The sequence below is a fragment of the Flavobacterium wongokense genome (assembly GCF_021608265.1).
Taxonomy (GTDB): domain Bacteria; phylum Bacteroidota; class Bacteroidia; order Flavobacteriales; family Flavobacteriaceae; genus Flavobacterium; species Flavobacterium wongokense.
In genome coordinates, this window is sequence record NZ_JAKIHP010000005.1 from 110,776 (window position 1) to 127,021 (window position 16,246).

Sequence of the window (16,246 nt, forward strand, 5' to 3'; positions counted from 1 at the left end):
ACACTATTCCTTTACAAAACGTTTTACAACGATTTGACCATTCTTTTCAATTTCCAGCAAATACATATTGGTCGTCAATCCTGAAACAGAAATCTGCCCATTCTGAACGGTTCCTTTGGCAATTTGCTGCCCTAATGCATTCAGGATTCTATAGCTTGCATTTTCTGAATCTGAAATGTTCAGGTAATCTCCTTTAACAGGGTTAGGGTATAATTTGACATTGTTCATGTTAGCCGAAGCATCACTTGGACGGCTGTTCAATCCGCCACAAGTATCGGTTGCAAACGAATCCCATTCGCCAGCCAAATTGAAGGTTGTATTTGGAGATAAAACAGTAGTTTTTCTTCTCAAGGTAACGTCAATTGCAAAGTTGGCTGTTCCTCCGTCAAAAGTCCCGATGATATCAATCAAAACTCCGTTTTTAAATAATCCAACAGCATCGTTACCATTAAAAGTCATCTCATTACCAGCTGTAGAAATATTGGCACTCGCCGAATTGTAACAAGCCAAAGCGATTGAGCTGTTTACCATGACAAATTTGGCTCCGTTATTCAATGTTCCCGAAAGTGTAATCCCTGTTGACCAAGCTCCTGCTCCATTGGTTTGTTTTTTAACCGTATAGATTGATAAACTCACCGCTGCACCGGTATTGTTTGCAATTTCCAGTGCTTTATTGTTTGATGAACCTTCAATATATTCAGAGAACATCAAATCGGTTGCATTACTGGAATTTGCCAATGTTGTAACGTTGGCCGTATTACTATCTGCAGAAACATTTGAAGCTGCATCTTTTGCTCTTACTGTAAAAGTATAAGCTGTTGAAGCTGTCAATCCCGTTACTGCATAAGTTGTGGCAGTTGTGGTTGAACCAATCAATGAACCTCCTTGGTACACATCATAACCTGTTACAGCTACATTGTCTGTTGAGGCTGTCCATGACAAATTGGTGGTAGTCTGTGTCGTTCCCGAAGCGGTTAAACTTGTTGGAGCTGTTGGAGCTGTAGTGTCTGGTGGCGTAAGCGTAGTTACGTTAGCAGTATTACTCGCAGCTGAAATATTCCCAGCAGCATCTTTCGCTTTTACCGTAAAGGCATAAGCCGTTGATGCTGTCAATCCGGTTACAGCGTAAGTTGTAGCTGTAGTAGTTGAACCTATCAAAGAAGCTCCTTGGTAAACATCGTAACCCGTAACTGCTACATTATCAGTTGAAGCAGTCCATGATAAATTGGTGGTCGTTTGTGTTGTCCCCGATGCCGTTAAACTTGTTGGAGCTGTTGGAGCCGTAGTATCAGCCACTGCAGCCTGAATGTTTACCGTGTAATCTTCAACCTGTCCGTAAGAGAACGCTTCGCAGGAAGTTGGTACTCCATTATATTTCATCGAAACCCTCATTCTGGTAGTTCCTAAAGTTGCCGTTGCCGGAATCGTGATAGAACCTGAAACCGGAGTTGTAGTTGAAGCAGCGTTAGTCCAAACAGTTTCTCCGCTGTCAGTAAATACCCCATTTTGATTGTAGTCGATAAAAACTGCATAACCTTCCGGGTAGGCAGTGCTGGTCCATGATGGAGTTACTGTGATTGTATAAGCACTTCCTCTTGTAGCATTTGTAGTTTGCGCCGTAAAATTTTCATAACCTGTAGTTCCGGTTGAAGTATTATCAATAGTTCCAAAAACAACTCTTCCAATTTTCTCATCAGCTGTGCTGTTTCCTTGTGAAGAACAATAAGAAATCGGAGCTGCTGGTGTCGTTACATTGGCTGTATTGCTTGCAGCAGAAATGTTTCCGGCTGCATCTTTTGCTTTTACTGTAAAAGCGTAAGCTGTTGAACCCGACAATCCGGTTACAGCGTAAGTTGTAGCAGTTGTAGTCGAACCTAATAAAGTTGCCCCTTGATAAACATCATAACCCGTAACCGCAACATTATCTGTAGAAGCTGTCCACGATAAGTTAGTAGAATTATATGTTGTGCCTGATGCTGTCAAACTTGTTGGTGCGCTTGGTGCAGTCGTATCAGAAGAACCTGCTGTAATCGTAAAATTCGCATTGGAAACATCAAAGAAAATATGATTGGTTCCTTTGACCATGATCCTGTTGGTTGTTCCCGGTGTATTCGGAATTGTTACTGCCTGCGTTCCATCATTTGGCGTAGCCGCCAATAAAGTTGTCCAGGTTGAACCCGCATTTGTTGAAATCAAAATATCAACATTGGCACAATTTACACCATTAGCTGTTGTTCCGGCTACTGCCCAGGTAACGGTTTGTGTGCTTCCGCCTACATACGAAACAGCAGTATTTGGTGCGGTTACACTAAATGGCCCCGCAGTTCCATTAACTGAAATAACCGTATCGTCGCTATTATTTCCCGAACCACCGGCTCTGTTGTCCCGAACCGTCAATCTGAAATTTAAGGTTCTTGCTACAGATGATAAGGCTTCAACCGTAATTTCGCTTCCAGCTGTAGTCGTTGCTCCTGTCAATACAGAAGACATTTTTGGAAAATAACGCGTTGGCGAAGTTGTTGGAGTGTAAGACCTATAATTTACTCCGGTAGTTTTAGTCGCGCTTGGCGCAGCTGCAGTACTTTGTGAGTTCATTTGTTCCCAGCAATAAGTCAATGTATCTCCATTGGCATCTGTTCCGCTTCCGGTCAACATAAACGGAGTGCTTTTTGGGATAGTATAATCCAATCCTGCATTGGCAGTTGGAATAGAATTCCCTGTTGCTGTATTTGTCTGGCAGGTTGTTGTTTTAATAAAATTGGTTACCTGCTGAATGCTTACTGCATGGAAATAAGGATCGGAATGCGCCTGAATGTCCAAGTCCGTAATTCCTGCATACCCCATAATTGTTGACCCTGAACCTGGCTCCATTTGAACACCGGTTCCCTCATTGCTATGTGTAAAAGTATGGTTCGCTCCAAATTGGTGCCCCATTTCGTGCGCTACGTAATCAATGTCAAAATTATCACCTGATGGCACACCGTCATTTGGGGAGGTGTATCCGCTTCCTTTATAATTGGATGGCGTTGTAATTCCGTCTACAACTTCTGTAGACATATCATTGCTACAAACACAACCGATACAGCCTGCGTTTCCTCCGCCTCCTGTTGCTCCAAAAAGGTGTCCGATATCAAAATTGGCATTGCCAATCACAGAACTCAAGGTATTCATCAATTGCAGGTTCCAGTTGTCCAAACCTGAAGCTGGAGAATAAGGGTCTGTAGAAGCGCTGGTGTAAATTACTGCATCCGTATTGGAAATCAATACCATCCTGGTGGCAAAATCTTTTTCAAAAACACCATTCACACGAGTCATAGTGTTATTTATTGCTGCCAAAGCCAAAGCTTTTGTTCCACCAAAATAAGCAGTATATTCACCAGTAACCGACATTGCTAAACGATAGGTTCTTAAGGTAGAATCATCCGCATTTGGACGTGCAAAGGCTGTATTTGCCAAATCCTGATGAGCCGTTTCAATAATTTTACATTCAAACCTGTTTAATGATGCAGCCTTATCTGCTTTTCGATATACAGTATAAGTACTTAAGTTTGTAGTGTAGGGTTCAATGAACTCGGCACTTTGGTCTGCTCTGACCACCATCGTCTGCAAGCCCAGTGGTGACAAACTAAAATATATTGTCGAAGTTGGATTTTCAACTCCCTGTCCGATATAGGATTTGATTTCCGGATAACGCGCAGCTAATGCCGGATCCATGTTTGAGGATTCCTGAATGCGGTAACTTTCCATTTGCCCATCAGCATTTGGGAAAGCTACAACCACATTTGATTTTCCCGAAGAAAACCTTTTAGGCGCATTGCTTAAAGACTGCCGCAATGCGTTTGTGTCTAATGCAAATAAATTGGGATTTCGAATTGATTGCTTGTTAGCGACCACCACATCATTGGCTTTTTCGGTGGTTCTGGTCCAAGCTGTTCTTCCGTTTTGGGCAAAGGAAAAACCTGAGATTGCCAAGGCAGCAATCAGGAGTAATTTGTTTTTCATAAATTTGGTTGGTTAATTATTAGACGCCAAATATATTAATTTCCCATTACCGTTGACAGAATGTTGATAATACTTTAATTTATTAACAATTTCATTATAATAAATTAAACATATAACCTAAAATACGAAGTTATAACCCACAAAAAAAAGCGAAACACTCCCGTCTTTCGCTTTTTTGGATAACCTAAATATTTTACGATTATTTCTTATGATAAATTTACTAACTTATTCTTCAGGAGTCAATCATTTTAACATTACTTTAATCGAAATAAGTTTCTTCACAAGGCAACAAATTCATGTTTTGAATTATTATATTTGCACCAAAATAATACAACTAAACCCTAATGAAAGATTTACTTAAAAAATTCGAAAATAAAACACCTGAAATAGTATTTAACTGGAAAGATGCTGAAACTGAGGCTGAAGGATGGACCGTAATCAACTCCCTTCGCGGAGGTGCTGCCGGTGGCGGAACGAGGATGAGAAAAGGACTTGATATGAACGAAGTACTTTCGTTGGCTAAAACCATGGAGGTTAAATTCTCGGTTTCAGGACCAGCGATTGGTGGGGCAAAATCGGGTATTAATTTCGACCCAAATGACCCACGCAAAAAAGGCGTTTTGCAACGTTGGTATAAAGCGGTTTCTCCTTTATTGAAAAGCTATTACGGAACCGGAGGCGATTTAAATGTGGACGAAATCCATGAGGTGATTCCGTTTACGGAAGAATGTGGTGTGTGGCATCCGCAGGAAGGTGTTTTTAACGGGCACTTCAAACCGACCGAAGCTGATAAAATTAACCGAATTGGCCAATTGCGCCAAGGTGTTATCAAGGTGATCGAAAATCCAAAATTCTCTCCGGATGTTTTGCGGAAATATACTGTTGCCGACATGATTACAGGTTATGGCGTTGCCGAAGCTGTCCGTCATTATTACCATATTTATGGTGGTGATGTCCACGGCAAAAAAGCAATCGTTCAGGGATTTGGAAATGTAGGTTCTGCCGCAGCTTTTTATTTGGCAGAAATGGGTGCGAAAGTTGTCGGAATCATTGACCGCGATGGTGGTGTTATCAATGAAAACGGATTTACATTTGAAGAAATCAAAATGTTGTTCCTAAATAAGGACGGAAACAAACTGGTGGCACAAAACATGATTCCATTTGCTGAAATCAATGAAAAAATCTGGACCTTGGGCGCTGACATTTTTGCTCCTTGTGCAGCTTCGCGTTTGGTAACCAAAGAACAGGTTGACAACTTAATCAACAACGGCCTGGAAGTAATTTCGTGTGGTGCCAACGTGCCATTTGCCGACAAGGAAATTTTCTTTGGCCCAATCATGGAAGAAACCGACAGCAAAGTGAGTTTAATTCCCGACTTTATTTCCAACTGTGGAATGGCGAGGGTTTTTGCTTATTTTATGGAGGCTAAAGTCCAAATGACCGACGAAGCTATTTTCTATGACATTTCAGAAACCATCAAGAAGGCATTGGAAAAGGCACACAATTTGCATGCTGACAAAAAAAATATCAGCGCAACAGCTTTTGAAATTGCTCTGAAACAATTGGTATAATAGAAAATACCAACTATATTACACAATAATTTGTATTTTTAAGCGTTATAGTAGTAACTACAAATAAGACTCTTATGGCTTTCGAACTATCAGATGAAGACAAAAAATCATTAGGTATTACTACTGTAGTATATGCTCTGCTGATTCTTTTACTTTTCTTATTGCGTTTTTGGCCTCCGGCTGACATGAAAATCATGGGCGGCGGTGGCGGTGGCGGCATCGAGATGAACTTTGGCGACAGCGATTTTGGAATGGGCGACAATTACAAAAGCGAAGTCCTGAATGTTAAGGATGAAACCAAAACCGTAAAAGCAGTTACTCCTGATGAAGATGTCATTTCAGATGATAACTCCGAAGACAATGTAGTGGTTCCCAAAAAAGTAAACGTTAAGACTCCGGTTCCAATAAAAAAAGATATCAAACCTGTACCTGAAAAACCTAAGGTTTCCAAAAATGCCAATGATGCCTTATCGAGCATTCTTGGAAATAAAGGTGGTGATGGTAATGATACCCGAAGTGGAAACAAAGGAAACGCCAACGGAAACCTGAATTCAAGCGGATACTATGGCAACGGTAGCGGAAATGGTACTGGTGGCGGAAATGGTTCCGGCAACGGAACTGGTACCGGAACCGGAACCGGACCAGGAAATGGTGGCGGAAGCGGCGGTGGTTCTGGATATTCTTTAGGGAATAGAAAAGCTCTAAGCAAACCTCAACCCGATTATACCTGCCAGGAACAAGGACGTGTTGCCGTTCAGGTTACAGTTGACCGAAGCGGAAACACCGTTAGCGTAACAGCCGGTGTTCAGGGAACAACCAACACCGCAAAATGCTTGTTGGACCAGGCTCGTATTGCTGCGCAAAATACCAAATGGCAGGCTGATGCCAATGCTCCTGAAAAGCAGGTTGGAAAGATTATCTACACGTTCAGCCTGAACTAAAATGAAATCACTAATCACAGCTGTATTATTGGTTTTCAGTATTGGGTGTTTCGCCCAGCTTAAAACCAAACTTTACAACGAAAAAACTCCAGAAGGATACAATGTCCTGGTTGATAATGATGAGTTTTGCCCTATTTCGATGAAAATTGATTTGGAGCTGACCAATATGTCATCGTCAAACGGAAACCATAAGATTTTTGTGATTCCGGCAAAAACCAAAGGATTTATCATAACAAAACTTCAGGCAATCAGGCCAAATGGCGGTGGAGGTTTTAAAACACAATCAGCTGCCAATTATGGCGATGCTACTGCCACTCCAACAGAATTCATATATTCACTTCCCTTTCAAAAAGGGAAATCCTTTGCAGTGCATCAGGGATACAACGGAAGTTTTTCGCATCAGGGGGAAAACGCTCTGGATTTTACGATGCCCATTGGCACTGAAGTCGTTGCAGCACGAGATGGAGTTGTGGTAAAGGTTGTAGAAAATAACAATCAGGCTTGTCCTGAAAGAAGCTGCACGCAATTCAATAATTACATTTTACTTTACCATAACGACGGGACCTTTTCAAATTATGTCCATCTGAAACAAAATGGCGCTGTGGTTCAGGAGGGTGATGTCGTGAAGCAGGATGAATTAATTGGCTACAGCGGATTTACCGGTTTTGCAAATGGTCCTCATTTGCATTTTATGGTATTCGTGCAACGAATTGACAAACAGGAAACTTTGCGGACAAGATTTAAGGTTGATGATGGAAAGCAATCCGAGTTTTTAAATGAAAGGGTTGATTACTCCAAGAATTATTAGGCATAAAAAAACCCAATCGATAGATTGGGTTTTTTGTTTTAATATTTTAAAAGCTTACCAGTTTTCGGCTTTCTTCTTTTTATCCATAAACGTAACCAGGTCTTTATTCAAGCCATTGAAAAGCGTTTCATAAGCCGCAGGAACATCATCCTTGTACTTTTTCAAACTTCCATCCTTATCATAATATTCCGAAAAGTCATCCAGATTGTGAACCGTAACGTTTGTTGCGTTATTCGGTTTTTCACTTAAGCCGACAGCGGTAAATTTATATTTCCCATCCTTAAACCCGATTTCAATGGTAAAAGTTGCCTGAGTACAAACATTGGTTCCGCCGGCTTTACTACAAAGGAAATTATCCCTAGTTCCCTGTATTGTCATCTTCTCATTCTCTACCGACGAAGTGATGGTATAACCTTTCTTGGCATTCTCTTTTACCCATGCTGAAGCCAATTTATAAGTATTGGCAGCTGAACCTTCATAATTGGTCACGATAAAATCGGTTAATCCTTCTTTTGAAAATTTAAATTCGGTGTCTTGTGCAAATGTTGATGTGGTAATGAACGCCATCAACAGTAATGTTTTTAGTTTCATATGCTAACTTTTAATTATAATCTATTAACCCGGACTCGTAGCAATCACAAATTTGAGTTTGTTCTTCACGCCTATCTGCAAAACATCAACCAAATCCTGAACCTGCATTGTAGCCGGAATTCGGATGACAACGGTCTGTTGTTTTGAAGGATCCATTTTGGATAATAACGTGGCTTCCAATTGCCCAAAATCAACTTCTTCCTTATCAACAAAAAAACGTTTGTCTTCGGTTACAGACAACGTAATGAGCTGTTTGTTGGTCTTCTCATTTGTTTTCGATTTTGGCAATGTCATTCGGATAACGTTCGGATTTGCCAAAGTTGATATGATTAAGAAAAACAACAACAGGAAGAACATGATGTCGCTCAGGGATGATGTGGCGACTTCTGCGTGGAATCGTTTATTTCGCTTTATTGCCATGAGGTCTCTGTATGATATTTACAAATTCTAATACTTGTTTTTGGATGGATAACGAGAAAGCATCAATCTTCCCATTGAATAAGTGGTAAGCACTATACGCAATGATACCTACGATCAAACCAGCTCCTGAACTGATCATTTTTTCATACAATCCGCCGGAAATATTTCCGATACTGATATCTTCGGTTACCGAAATGCTGTAGAAAATCTTGATAACTCCCGAAATCGTCCCAATAAATCCAAGTGTTGGCGCAATACCGGCAATCAGACCCAATTGGCCTAATTTCTTTTCCATATAACCAATTTCGATATTGGCAGCACGCTCCATATTCCCTTCAATTTCACCTATGTGACGTCCTATCGTAAGAACACCTTCCTTAATAATATTACCTTGTGCATTACCACTTCTCTCAGCCGAATTAACGGCCAATTCGATATTGGCATTATTCAAGTGGTTACGGATGTCCTTCATCAAATGGGTGTCAATTTTGGCAGCCTTGTGGATGTACAGATAACGTTCAAAAATAAGATACAGCGTATAGAACAATAAAATTGCAATCGGAATTAAGAATAAACCTCCCTTAAAAATAAATTCTAAAACAGAAACTTCATTGGTTAATGCAGCATTGGCTTTTTCTGCGGTTGGAAGTGCTTGAGCTAAAGTGTCGGCTTGTACTTGTAAAAATGTACTAATCATATTTATCTAATTTTTCGCTATTAATTCTGAAAATAATTTCAATTTTGTATTCCTGAAATATGCTTCACAATATAAACGAAAAAAAATGTATTAAAGTATATAGGACGCCAAATTTTTTCCCAAAATTATGAACTACAAAGAAACCCTGGATTGGATGTTTAACAAATTGCCAATGTATCAAACACAAGGGGCAACGGCGTATCGGAAAGACATTATCAATACTGTTTTGCTGGCCAATCATTTAGGGAATCCTGAGCAGGATATAAAATGCATCCACGTTGCCGGAACTAACGGAAAAGGATCCACTTCGCATCTTTTGGCATCGGTTTTACAGGAAGCAGGATATAAGGTTGGCCTCTACACTTCTCCGCACTTAAAGGATTATCGGGAACGGATTGCCATTAACGGCGAACCAATTCCTGAAGAGTATGTTGTCAGTTTCATCAACAAAAACAAATCTTTTTTCGAAGCCAATCAGTTGAGTTTTTTTGAAATGAGTGTTGGACTGGCTTTCGAATATTTTGTAGCATCAGGAACAGACATTAATGTGATAGAAGTTGGCATGGGTGGAAGATTGGATTCTACAAATATCATTACACCATTGGTCTCTGTTATCACCAACATCGGATTGGATCATACGCAATTTTTGGGAGATACTTTGGCAGCCATTGCTTCCGAAAAAGCCGGAATCATAAAGCCAAACATCCCTGTTGTCATTGGCGAATATGTCGATGAAACCAAACCTGTATTTTTGGCAAAGGCCAACGAAACCCATTCTGAAATTTATTTCGCTTCCGACTTGGTTCACAAATCTTATCCTTCAGCCTTACTTGGCGATTATCAGTATCAGAATAAGAAAACCGTATTGCAAACGATAAAGGTTTTGCAGGGGCAAAAACAACTTACAATTACAGAGGAAGCCATTAAAAACGGATTTTTGAATGTTGTTAAAAATACCCATTTAATGGGAAGATGGCAGCAATTGGGAGAAAATCCAAAAATTATCTGTGATACGGCACATAATGCCCACGGATTGAAAATTGTTTTAAATCAGTTAAAAAATGAAAGCTTTGACCAGTTACATATAGTTTTGGGTGTCGTAAATGACAAAAACCTGGATGAAATCCTGCCCTTGTTCCCAAAAAATGCAAAATATTATTTCTGCAAACCTGATATTCCACGCGGACTGGATGCTGAAATTTTAAAACAAAAAGCAACTGAATACAATCTTGAGGGCGAAACATATCATTCAGTTTCAAATGCTTATCAGCAAGCAAAAGAAAATGCCTCTCCAAAAGACTTTATATACATTGGTGGCAGCACCTTTGTAGTTGCAGAAATTTTATAATTTTTTTTGAAATTAGTTTGCAGAATCAAAAAACTAGTCTATATTTGCACTCGCAATCAAGCGCAACACGGGTGATTAGCTCAGTTGGTTCAGAGCATCTCGTTTACACCGAGAGGGTCGGGGGTTCGAATCCCTCATTACCCACAAAGGAAAGCCGAAACTTATGTTTCGGCTTTTTTTATTTTATAGCCGCGTCAAAAGCTTGCTTTTGTAAGTGGATAGAAAATAAAAAAAGCAACTTGCAAAGCAAGTTGGCTTTCTTTGTGCCAAGGTTCCCCAAAAGGGCTCAGCGCAGCTAATCCCAAAAAAATAAAATGCCGAATGTCCACCGGACATTCTCCTCTTAATATCAAATTCTTCATCTCAAATCCGAAAAACAATCGTGTCATTAGCCCCGACAGGAACGGCATCCTAGCGAAGCTAGATACAGTGGATGGCGGGAGCAATACTGTAAAGGAGCAGGAAGTTCCGCTCCTGTTAATCGACACAATTAGTTCCTCTTTAATTTTTTCACATCCGCAAACCCCTTTATTTCCTGCATTCTGCTGTTAACAAAATCATAAATTTTATAGTCACATTTTTTTGACTAATTGACTGGTATTGTAGTGCTTAATAATTTTGTCCTGTATAATTTAAATACTTAAAACAATGGAAACTCAATTAAAAAACGCTACAGAAATCAGTAGTACAAAAACAGTAAAATCAATTCATTTTTTAACCTTCCCACAGGTTAGCGAACAGGATCTTCTTGCCGCATGGGAACTAATGCGCTCCTTAGCATGGACATTGTCCTTTCAGGGACAGGAATTACAGGTAACATTTGGCGGTTTTGATGAAGGATCAATTCCAACACACATGGGCGCAACCCTGGAAGGGCAAAGAGTCATCACAGCAAGCGACCGTTTTGATGTGCTTTACATTCCGGGTGGTATTGGCGGAGGTGTTGCCTCAAAAGACAAACGCATTCTTAATCTTATCCAGGCACACCATAATGAAGGACTTTGGGTAGCTGCCAATTGCTCGGGTGTTGGTATTTTACATCGTGCAGGAATATTGCAAGGCCTTGAAGTTTCAAGCACCGGTATCCTTGCGCGTCGTTTACAACAACTGGGTACTGCTGTAACCTCTCCCCGATTGGCATGGCGAATTGATGATGATAAAAAGATCATGACTTCCGGAGGAGCGGGAACAGTTCACCCAAGTACAATAGCTTTGGTATGGAAACTTTTTGGGGAAGAAGCAGCAAAAGGCCTTTCTGCAGCATGGGATTCACTTCCTTTACACGGAAACAGCCTATTCTCAGCAGATGGACCAGTAATGAATGATATTCCTGAATTATTATCGGGCGTACAGGATCAGTTTGAAATGATTTTTCTACCTGATTAATCCTTAGTAAAAAACAAAAGCTGTCCCGACGGCAGCTTTTGTTTTTATAGAAAACTTTCCAATTTGTAAAACACGGAAGTTAATTCTTTACCTTTTTCAGTCAATTCATATTCTACATGCAGCGGTTTGAGTCGGATTACTTTTCGTTCCAAAAGTCCATCCTGCTCCATTTCCTTCAAAGAGCTTGCAATCGACTGTTTATTGGAACCTTCAATATCCCTTAACAGGCTGCTGAATCGTAATGTATTATCAACTGCCAAACGAAAAATTTGTGGCTTCCATTTTCCGGTGAAAAGTTTCAAAATCTCTTCGGCTGGACAGTTGTCGATATTCTTATTGGCATCCATAAATGTAAAATTATTTAAAAAAATCAAACATTGATAAAAAACATCCATCAGATTATACCTAAACCAGTAACCTTATTCATTTTAACACTATTATTTATTAACTGCAAAAACAATTTAACAATGAAACAAGAAAACAACAATCCGTTATTATGCAATCCTGAGATCGGGGTTTGCGAAATGCCCCTGAACGATGACGTTCAAAAAAAGGAAGCAACCATTACTACTGAAAAAACCATTAAAATAGTTTATTTCACTGACCCTATTTGTTCCTCCTGTTGGGGAATCGAGCCACAATTGCGAAAACTGAAACTGGAATATGGAACCAATTTTGAAATAGAATACCGTATGGGTGGTCTTTTAAAAGACTGGTCCTACAACAGTGGCGGCATCAGCAAGCCTAGTGATGTGGCACATCACTGGGATGAAGTAAGCAAATATTATGGAATGCCGATTGTTGGTGATGTATGGATGGAAGATCCTTTATCCTCTTCGTATCCACCATCAATAGCATTTAAGGCTGCAGAGCTGCAAAGCAAGGAAAAAGCCATTCTCTTTTTAAGACGAATCAGGGAAATGGTGTTTTTGGAAAAGAAAAACATTGCCAAATGGGAACACTTACAACAGGCCGCCATTGAAGTTGGGTTAAATCCAGACAAATTAAAATTGGACTACGAAGGCAAAGCTCAGGATTTATTCTATGAGGATTTGGCACTGGCAAGAGACTATGGCGTTCGTGGATTCCCAACTTTTTTCTTTAGTAATTCAAATGAGCAACTAGTGCTTAATGGCTTTAAGCAGTATGAAGTTTTTGAAGATACTTTGCTGCAATTGAATCCAAATGCAAAGAAAACAACAACAGACACCGACTACAAATCGTTATTTGCACATTATCCGACCTTGACAACAAAGGAATTCGCCACTTTATCCAACGTATCCTTCATAGAAGCAGAAACTATTTTGAGCAAACTAGCTTCATCCGATAAACTAAAAAGAATGACGACCAAAAATGGCAGCATTTGGCAATTAGCTCAACGTTAATTAATAAATTTGCGATAGTCCTTCTCCTTTTAATCAAGACAAAATGAGCGAAATCATAGATTTAAGCCAGGAATTATTTGACGGAATGCCCATTTTCAATGGACTTCCTGAAGTAAAGATTACTATTCACGCCACACATGAGGAATGGGACGGAATTGAAAATCCAACCACAAAAACACCTAGTCTATTAAAGCTGGAACTAGGTGAACATACCGGAACCCATGTTGACGCCTTAAACCACATGGGCAAAGAATATGTTGGGCAGTCCATTGACGTTATGCCACTTTCAATGTTTTATACCGAAGGAATCTGCCTCGATTTTACCCATAAAGACCTTGGCGAACTGATTAGTTCTGATGAAATAGCCATTTCTCTGCAAAATGAAGGTTTAACCATTAAGAAAGGAGATACTGTTTTACTCTGTACCAATCATTACAAAAAATATTTTGGAACAGAAGACTGGAAGAATGGACCCGGAATTACCGCCGAAGCGGCACGTTGGCTTGGCGAACACAAAATTGCAGCTTTTGGCGTAGAAACAATGTCTCCGGGCATACCTAAGATATCTAATAATGAAGTGCATAAAATTTGTGGCGAGCTCGGTTTTACGCATTACGAAAACATGGTAAACCTTGACAAGTTACTGCGTCGGGGACGATTCAGGTTTATTGCATTACCGCTTAAGATAAGAGGCGGTACCGGATCTCCGGTAAGGGCTGTGGCTGTTTTTGAATGAGTGAAGCAAAAATCCTGTCAAGTTTTTTATCTTTAGGATATAAATAACAATGTTATGAGCGACAAACTGATACAAATAATAAAGGCCATCGGCTCTTTTACGGATGATGAAATTGATTTTTTTGTCAGCAGGCTAAAGGAACAATTCATACCCAAAGGAGAACATTTCCTAACCGAAGGACAGGTAAGCCGCCATTTAGGATTTATCGTTTCGGGAATTGGAATGCATTACAGAAATTATGAAGGCGTTGAGATACCGACCGACTTTACTATTGAAAATGAATGGTTGGGCTATTTGAACAGTTTTACCAATAAAACAGTTTCGGATATGAATATTAAGGTTTTAGAAGATACACAACTACTGACATTGTCAGCCGAGGATTTTGAAAAAGTTTATCTATTCCAGCCAAAATTCATCCTGCTGAAAGATTATTATACCGAGCTTTCCTTTATCAATCATACACGCCACACAGCAGACCTTGCCATGCTGGATGCCAAACAACGTTATTATAAATTCATGAAGGAAAAGCCACACCTTGTCAATCGCGTTCCGCAATATTATATCGCGGCTTATTTAGGAATTAAACCGCAGTCGCTCAGCAGGATAAGAAAATAAAATCGGCAGTTCGTTATTAACAAATGTGAACGATATTGTTTGGAGCAGTTGCCAACTTTGCATCATAATTTAAAAACAAAAGATTATGATACATTTAAAAAAGCAACTATTAAAAATGACGGCTGTAGTTATGGCCGTAACATTACAAAGCCAGGCACAAACACAGGACTGGAAAACAGAAAAAAGGGTTAATCTCTTATTCGGAGTAGCCCAAACCGCAATTGCAAAAGGCTATAATGTAGAAGTAAATTACATCCACAACCGCTTCATTTTTGACTATTCACACGGCGCTTCGTTGGATTTTTCCGGGAATTTACTTCCCGATGATTTGAAAAGGCAGCAGCTCGCAATTCATGAACCTTATACGACAGGATTCGGGATTGGTTACCGTTTGAAGGAGTGGATCAATATTAGGGTGGAACCAAAATGGCACCGGTTTGAATTTTATTATGAAGGCAGTCCGCAGAACAAAAGTACCGAGATTACCGCGTACAATGCCTTCAGCCTTGGACTTGGAGTATACGGAAGTTATATTCCGTTTAAAAAGAAGGATAATTTTTTGAAAGGTTTTATCATCGCGCCAAGCATCCGTTTTTGGCCAACCGTCAGTTCTAGTTTAAAAGGGAACAAATTCTCTTATTTTAACACTGTTACAGGTCAAAATGAAGAAATCAAAACGCTCGATTCGGGTTCCAAATTCACACCTTGGGTAGCAAATGTAAGCATTGGTTATTCCTTTCAATTCAAAAAGAAGCACTAATGCCCGAAATCAAAGCAGTCGTTTTTAAAACACCCGAGCTCAAAACAACACGGTTGTTTTTTGAAAACACACTGAAATTCAACATAGAGGAATCATCTGTAAGGCATTTTGTCATTTATTCAAAAGGCTTACGATTGATTTTCATTGCATCGCAAAAGGATTTTGAAATCGAATTATACCTGAGCGAAGCTGCCGGCAGTAATCAAACGTCTTTTAAAATAGACAACGATCCCAATGGGATCAACATAATACGAGTTTTCAATCATCAAAAAAATAATTAAAAAACAAAACAATGAAATCATTTAAAACATCGCAGTGGTTAAGCTTATTGGTCGCTGCCGCATTCTGTATCATTGCCCCAATTATGGGCTACATCAAAATTGGGCTTCCGCCAATAATTATCATTGGAGGCGCAGCCCTTATTGGATTTATCTTTTGGTATTTTACCTATTTTAAAGAGCCAACAGATCCAAAAATAATCCTTCCGCTTTTTGTATTAACCGTAGCTGCGCTGCAAATCCACATTATTGAGGAATATGTGACGGGCTTTGGTCCTGCGATGAGCAGATTGTTTAATATTCCGTGGAGCGAAAGAAGCTTCATTATGGTCTTTGCGCTGGTAGGCCCAACAATTTACACCTTAACAACTCTTGGACTTTACTATAGGATAAGACTTGCGGGATTTGTAGCCTGGTTTATTTTTATTGGTCCGGGTGTTGCCGAATTTACGCATTTCATATTTCCACTGCTTCAGCCACATCTGGAACCGGATAACATCAATGCGATTACAAGGACAATCAATGGTAGTGAAATAGCCAATATGCCAAATTATTATGTAAAAACTACAGCCGAATATTATTTTTCGGGAATGTACACAGCGATTCTTCCAATGATTCCTGGTATTTATGCCATTTTCCGATTGACTAAAGCACATCGGATGAATAAGCAGGATTAATATTCAGATTTTGTAATTTAGATACCTGTAA

At 39.7% G+C, this 16,246-nt stretch carries 16 protein-coding genes and 1 tRNA gene; 12 read left to right on the forward strand and 5 right to left on the reverse strand.

The window, feature by feature from the left end; all coding sequences use genetic code 11:
• Nucleotides 1-3: 3 nt before the first annotated feature.
• The gene (locus tag L1S31_RS12660) at nt 4-4,002 is read right to left on the reverse strand and encodes a reprolysin-like metallopeptidase (protein ID WP_236465103.1); all 3,999 of its coding nucleotides are present in this window, start codon (nt 4,000-4,002) and stop codon (nt 4-6) included.
• 344 nt (nt 4,003-4,346) lie between these two features.
• Between L1S31_RS12660 and L1S31_RS12665 the strand changes: the two genes are divergently transcribed.
• The 3 genes from L1S31_RS12665 to L1S31_RS12675 all read left to right on the forward strand — a co-directional run bounded on the left by L1S31_RS12665 (nt 4,347) and on the right by L1S31_RS12675 (nt 7,322).
• Entirely contained in the window at nt 4,347-5,573 is a 1,227-nt protein-coding gene (locus tag L1S31_RS12665; RefSeq protein WP_236465105.1) for a Glu/Leu/Phe/Val dehydrogenase dimerization domain-containing protein, read from the forward strand.
• A 74-nt stretch (nt 5,574-5,647) separates the two neighbouring features.
• Nucleotides 5,648-6,514: an energy transducer TonB gene (locus L1S31_RS12670; protein ID WP_236465106.1), complete on the forward strand. Its 867-nt coding sequence runs from the start codon at nt 5,648-5,650 to the stop codon at nt 6,512-6,514.
• A 1-nt stretch (nt 6,515) separates the two neighbouring features.
• Nucleotides 6,516-7,322, forward strand: coding sequence for a M23 family metallopeptidase (locus L1S31_RS12675; RefSeq protein WP_236465107.1), 807 nt, complete (start codon nt 6,516-6,518; stop codon nt 7,320-7,322).
• A gap of 54 nt (nt 7,323-7,376) precedes the next feature.
• On the opposite strand, the gene L1S31_RS12680 is transcribed toward L1S31_RS12675, so the two are convergent.
• From L1S31_RS12680 to L1S31_RS12690, 3 genes are read right to left on the reverse strand one after another with little or no spacing between them, the layout of a single operon-like run.
• Nucleotides 7,377-7,913, reverse strand: a complete 537-nt coding sequence (locus L1S31_RS12680) for a hypothetical protein (RefSeq protein ID WP_236465108.1) — start codon at nt 7,911-7,913, stop codon at nt 7,377-7,379.
• A gap of 24 nt (nt 7,914-7,937) precedes the next feature.
• On the reverse strand, nt 7,938-8,333 hold the full coding sequence (locus tag L1S31_RS12685; RefSeq protein WP_236465109.1) for an ExbD/TolR family protein: 396 nt from the start codon (nt 8,331-8,333) through the stop codon (nt 7,938-7,940).
• The gene (locus tag L1S31_RS12690) at nt 8,314-9,030 is read right to left on the reverse strand and encodes a MotA/TolQ/ExbB proton channel family protein (RefSeq protein WP_255702271.1); all 717 of its coding nucleotides are present in this window, start codon (nt 9,028-9,030) and stop codon (nt 8,314-8,316) included. Before L1S31_RS12690 ends, L1S31_RS12685 begins: the two co-directional genes overlap by 20 nt.
• 127 nt (nt 9,031-9,157) lie before the next feature.
• On the opposite strand from L1S31_RS12690, the gene L1S31_RS12695 reads away from it, so the two are divergent.
• The 3 genes from L1S31_RS12695 to L1S31_RS12705 all read left to right on the forward strand — a co-directional run bounded on the left by L1S31_RS12695 (nt 9,158) and on the right by L1S31_RS12705 (nt 11,764).
• Complete coding sequence (locus L1S31_RS12695) at nt 9,158-10,378, forward strand: bifunctional folylpolyglutamate synthase/dihydrofolate synthase (protein ID WP_236465110.1); 1,221 nt, start codon at nt 9,158-9,160, stop codon at nt 10,376-10,378.
• Between the two features lie 69 nt (nt 10,379-10,447).
• Nucleotides 10,448-10,522, forward strand: a tRNA-Val gene (locus L1S31_RS12700).
• Between the two features lie 504 nt (nt 10,523-11,026).
• Entirely contained in the window at nt 11,027-11,764 is a 738-nt protein-coding gene (locus L1S31_RS12705; RefSeq protein WP_236465111.1) for a DJ-1/PfpI family protein, read from the forward strand.
• Nucleotides 11,765-11,808: 44 nt separating this feature from the next.
• On the opposite strand, the gene L1S31_RS12710 is transcribed toward L1S31_RS12705, so the two are convergent.
• The gene (locus L1S31_RS12710) at nt 11,809-12,111 is read right to left on the reverse strand and encodes a winged helix-turn-helix transcriptional regulator (RefSeq protein WP_236465112.1); all 303 of its coding nucleotides are present in this window, start codon (nt 12,109-12,111) and stop codon (nt 11,809-11,811) included.
• A 120-nt stretch (nt 12,112-12,231) separates the two neighbouring features.
• Here L1S31_RS12710 and L1S31_RS12715 point away from each other — a divergent pair, with 120 nt between their 5' ends.
• From L1S31_RS12715 to L1S31_RS12740, 6 genes are all read left to right on the forward strand, one after another.
• Nucleotides 12,232-13,149, forward strand: coding sequence for a ClpXP adapter SpxH family protein (locus tag L1S31_RS12715; protein WP_236465113.1), 918 nt, complete (start codon nt 12,232-12,234; stop codon nt 13,147-13,149).
• 43 nt (nt 13,150-13,192) lie between these two features.
• The gene (locus tag L1S31_RS12720; RefSeq protein ID WP_236465114.1) at nt 13,193-13,885 is read left to right on the forward strand and encodes a cyclase family protein; all 693 of its coding nucleotides are present in this window, start codon (nt 13,193-13,195) and stop codon (nt 13,883-13,885) included.
• A gap of 54 nt (nt 13,886-13,939) precedes the next feature.
• A complete protein-coding gene (locus L1S31_RS12725; protein WP_236465115.1) occupies nt 13,940-14,500 on the forward strand; it encodes a Crp/Fnr family transcriptional regulator in 561 nt (186 codons plus the stop codon).
• 85 nt (nt 14,501-14,585) lie between these two features.
• Complete coding sequence (locus tag L1S31_RS12730) at nt 14,586-15,260, forward strand: hypothetical protein (protein WP_236465117.1); 675 nt, start codon at nt 14,586-14,588, stop codon at nt 15,258-15,260.
• Nucleotides 15,260-15,541 (forward strand): hypothetical protein, encoded by a 282-nt coding sequence (locus L1S31_RS12735; RefSeq protein WP_236465118.1) that lies wholly within the window; start codon nt 15,260-15,262, stop codon nt 15,539-15,541. The genes L1S31_RS12730 and L1S31_RS12735 overlap by 1 nt, the downstream gene beginning before the upstream one ends.
• A gap of 11 nt (nt 15,542-15,552) precedes the next feature.
• The gene (locus tag L1S31_RS12740; protein ID WP_236465119.1) at nt 15,553-16,215 is read left to right on the forward strand and encodes a hypothetical protein; all 663 of its coding nucleotides are present in this window, start codon (nt 15,553-15,555) and stop codon (nt 16,213-16,215) included.
• The last annotated feature ends 31 nt before the right edge of the window (nt 16,216-16,246 follow it).

Bases quoted from the DNA above. Each gene is read 5' to 3' on its own strand.
- L1S31_RS12670 (WP_236465106.1), top strand. From the start codon at position 5,648: ATGGCTTTCGAACTATCAGATGAAGACAAAAAATCATTAGGTATTACT.
- L1S31_RS12675 (WP_236465107.1), top strand. From the start codon at position 6,516: ATGAAATCACTAATCACAGCTGTATTATTGGTTTTCAGTATTGGGTGT.
- L1S31_RS12720 (WP_236465114.1), top strand. From the start codon at position 13,193: ATGAGCGAAATCATAGATTTAAGCCAGGAATTATTTGACGGAATGCCC.
- L1S31_RS12680 (WP_236465108.1), bottom strand. From the start codon at position 7,913: ATGAAACTAAAAACATTACTGTTGATGGCGTTCATTACCACATCAACA.
- L1S31_RS12730 (WP_236465117.1), top strand. From the start codon at position 14,586: ATGATACATTTAAAAAAGCAACTATTAAAAATGACGGCTGTAGTTATG.
- L1S31_RS12665 (WP_236465105.1), top strand. From the start codon at position 4,347: ATGAAAGATTTACTTAAAAAATTCGAAAATAAAACACCTGAAATAGTA.
- L1S31_RS12735 (WP_236465118.1), top strand. From the start codon at position 15,260: ATGCCCGAAATCAAAGCAGTCGTTTTTAAAACACCCGAGCTCAAAACA.
- L1S31_RS12660 (WP_236465103.1), bottom strand. From the start codon at position 4,002: ATGAAAAACAAATTACTCCTGATTGCTGCCTTGGCAATCTCAGGTTTT.
- L1S31_RS12705 (WP_236465111.1), top strand. From the start codon at position 11,027: ATGGAAACTCAATTAAAAAACGCTACAGAAATCAGTAGTACAAAAACA.
- L1S31_RS12740 (WP_236465119.1), top strand. From the start codon at position 15,553: ATGAAATCATTTAAAACATCGCAGTGGTTAAGCTTATTGGTCGCTGCC.
- L1S31_RS12685 (WP_236465109.1), bottom strand. From the start codon at position 8,333: ATGGCAATAAAGCGAAATAAACGATTCCACGCAGAAGTCGCCACATCA.
- L1S31_RS12695 (WP_236465110.1), top strand. From the start codon at position 9,158: ATGAACTACAAAGAAACCCTGGATTGGATGTTTAACAAATTGCCAATG.
- L1S31_RS12710 (WP_236465112.1), bottom strand. From the start codon at position 12,111: ATGGATGCCAATAAGAATATCGACAACTGTCCAGCCGAAGAGATTTTG.
- L1S31_RS12690 (WP_255702271.1), bottom strand. From the start codon at position 9,030: ATGATTAGTACATTTTTACAAGTACAAGCCGACACTTTAGCTCAAGCA.
- L1S31_RS12715 (WP_236465113.1), top strand. From the start codon at position 12,232: ATGAAACAAGAAAACAACAATCCGTTATTATGCAATCCTGAGATCGGG.
- L1S31_RS12725 (WP_236465115.1), top strand. From the start codon at position 13,940: ATGAGCGACAAACTGATACAAATAATAAAGGCCATCGGCTCTTTTACG.